2 protein-coding genes are annotated in these 2,951 nt (G+C 72.1%); one reads left to right on the forward strand and one right to left on the reverse strand.

Annotation, left to right across the window (positions count from 1 at the left end; genetic code table 11):
* Positions 1 to 232: 232 nt before the first annotated feature.
* Positions 233 to 1,135 carry a PhzF family phenazine biosynthesis protein gene (locus VI238_RS16635; RefSeq protein ID WP_331653374.1) on the reverse strand — a complete coding sequence of 301 codons (903 nt, stop codon included), beginning with the start codon at positions 1,133 to 1,135 and terminating at the stop codon, positions 233 to 235.
* A gap of 193 nt (positions 1,136 to 1,328) precedes the next feature.
* Between VI238_RS16635 and VI238_RS16640 the strand changes: the two genes are divergently transcribed.
* The coding region (locus tag VI238_RS16640) for an aspartate kinase (RefSeq protein WP_331653376.1) at positions 1,329 to 2,951 on the forward strand (1,623 nt) is incomplete at its 3' end.

Genomic DNA, 2,951 nt, shown 5'->3' on the forward strand with positions numbered 1-2,951 from the left:
GGCGGCGCGCGTAGCCGACCGCGTGGGGTGGGTGATCGCCCGATTCGCTCATGCCGCCTGCTCGTGCGTTTGCGAAGCGCCGATCATGCCCGAGTTGCGCGAGCGCGTCTGCGGGACGTCGCGGCGGAATGCGCCTGCCGCGGCGACGCGTGCGCGACGCTGGCGCACGCCGCTGACGTGGCGGCACGCGGCGGCTCGCGGCGGGACTCGCCGCCTGCGCGGCTCGACCGCCCTACAGGGTCACCGTGCCGTCGATGCAGCCGACACAGCGACCGCCGATCTCGATCGTGCCGCTTGCCGCATCGACGACGACCTCGACGGTCCCGTCGCGACCGATCTCGCGGCCCTGGCTCGCACGCCAGCGCGTACCGATCGTGCCGAGCCGGTCGGCTTCGCGCAGGAACGCCGCGATCGCCGCGTTCGCGCTGCCCGTGACCGGATCTTCGGGGATGCCGTCGGCGGGGCAGAACGCGCGCACCGCGAGTGCGGCATCGCCGTGCTCGCGCCCGAACACGCACAGCCCGACGACGTCGTCGTGCGCCTGCGTGAGTGCGGCCACGCCCTCGAGATCCGGACGCAGCGCGCGCACGCGCGCCCCATCGGAGCACGGCACGACGAGCCAGCGCGCACCGACGTCGACCAGGCGCGGCAACGGGTCGGTGGGCAACGACACGCCGAGCACGCGCTCGGCGTCGGCCTGCAGGCTCGCCGATGGCGCATCGCATCGCGCGGTGGGCGCCTGCACGAAGATGCGCCGGCCGTCGCCGCGCTCGATGCGCACGGGCAGGCGGCCGGACGCGCATTCGAGCACGAGCGCGTCGCGCCGCGCGAGGTCCGCACGAGCCTCGAGCACCGCATGCACGGTGCCGACGGTGGGGTGGCCCGCGAACGGCAGCTCCTGCCGCGGCGTGAAGATGCGCAGGCGGAAATCCGCATCGGCACGCGTCGGCGCGAGCACGAACGTCGTCTCCGACAGGTTCGTCCACCGGGCGAAGTGCTGCATCGCGCGCGCATCGAGGTCGTCGGCGTCGAACACGACCGCAACCGGATTGCCGTAGCCCGCGCGATCGGTGAATACGTCGACCTGCGCGTAACGGCGGCGCCGCGGGGCAGGGAGGTCATGATCTTCGTTCATAAGCGGGTGATCGCTCGGCGGGAACAGCGCGCGATTGTGCGGCAGGAAGGCCGGAATGCCGCATTGCCGGCGTGTTGCCCGCGCGCGGCCCGCGAAATGCCATGCCATTGCGTTCTGCTGCGCTGCACGAAAGAATCGCACGCCGCCGAACCGTACGAAGGACGTTCCTTTGAGTTCCGCCTCCGCGCCCGCCGTGGCGTCGCCCGCCATCGTCCGCCCCTGGGTCGTCGCCAAGTTCGGCGGCACCAGCGTGTCCACGCGCGCGCGCTGGGAAACGATCGCGCGCATCGCGGCTGCGCACCGCGCGCGCGGTCGCAACGTGCTCATCGTCGTTTCGGCGCTGTCGGGCATCACCGACATGCTCAAGCGCATCGCCGAGGCGCGCACCGACACGGCAGCCTGCCGCGAGGCGCAGGTCGGCATCGTCGAACGGCACAACGCGTTGCTGCGCGAGCTCGAACTCCCGACGCGCAATGCACTCGACGGCTGGCTCGCGCGCCTCGACCAGCTCATCGTCGACCCGCGTCGCGCATCGGCCGCGCTCGACTGGCAGGCACAGGCGTACGCGCTCGGCGAACTCATGTCGAGCACGCTCGGCGCCGCGTTCCTCGGCACGCAGGGGCTCGACGCGCGCTGGCTCGACGCGCGCGAGCACCTCGTCGCGCAACCGCTCGCGAACCAGGGCGCCTGGGCTCGGCACCTGTCGGCGACCGTGCCAGCGGTACCCGATCCCGCGTTCGCGGCGGCGCTCGCCGCGCGCGGCGAGGTGTTCATCACGCAGGGGTTCATCGCGCGCGACGGCGACGGCGGCACGGTGCTGCTCGGTCGCGGCGGCTCGGACACCTCGGCCGGTTGCTTCGGCGCGATGCTCAAGGCCGAATGCGTCGAGATCTGGACCGACGTGCCGGGCATGTTCAGTGCCAATCCGCGCGTCGTGCCCGAAGCGCGCCTGCTTGCGCGGCTCGACTACGAGGAGGCGCAGGAGATCGCGACGACCGGTGCGAAGGTGCTCCACCCGCGCTCGCTCGGCCCGCTGCGCCGAGCCGGCGTGCCGCTCGTGATCAAGGACACCAACCGGCCGCACCTCGCCGGCACCGAGATCCGCGCGGTCGCCGCCGATGCGGCGCCGTGCGTGAAGGCGATCAGCGCGCGCAAGGGCGTCACCCTCGTGTCGATGGAGACGATCGGCATGTGGCAGCAGGTCGGCTTCCTCGCCGACGTGTTCGCCGAGTTCAAGCGCCACGGGCTGTCGGTCGATCTCATCGGTTCGGCCGAGACCAATGTGACCGTGTCGCTCGATCCGACCGAGAACCTCGTCGACTCCGACGTGCTCTCGGCGCTCGCGACCGACCTCGCGAAGATCTGCCGGGTCAAGGTGATCGCGCCGTGCGCGGCGATCACCCTGGTCGGGCGCGGCATGCGCGCGCAGCTGCACCGCCTGTCCGGCGTGCTGGCCGAGTTCGGCGCACTCGACGTGCACCTGATCAGCCAGTCGTCGAACAACCTCAACCTCACGTTCGTCGTCGACGAATCGCTCGCCGACGACCTCATCCCGCGCCTGCACGCGCTGTTGATCCGCGCCGATGCGCTGCGCGTGGAGGACGGCGCCGTGTTCGGCCCGAGCTGGCGCGAACTCGGCGAACCGGCCAAGGCGCCGCGCGAATCGTGGTGGCGACGCGAACGTACCGCGCTGCTGCGGCTCGCGGGCGAAGCGTCGCCGCGCTACGTCTATTCGCTCGACGCGGTGCGCGCGCAGTCGCGTGCGCTGCGCGCGCTCGGTGCGGTCGACCGTTGGCACTACGCGCTGAAGGCGAAT

Source organism: Dokdonella sp. (genome assembly GCF_036518555.1).
In the GTDB taxonomy this organism is placed as follows: domain Bacteria; phylum Pseudomonadota; class Gammaproteobacteria; order Xanthomonadales; family Rhodanobacteraceae; genus Dokdonella_A.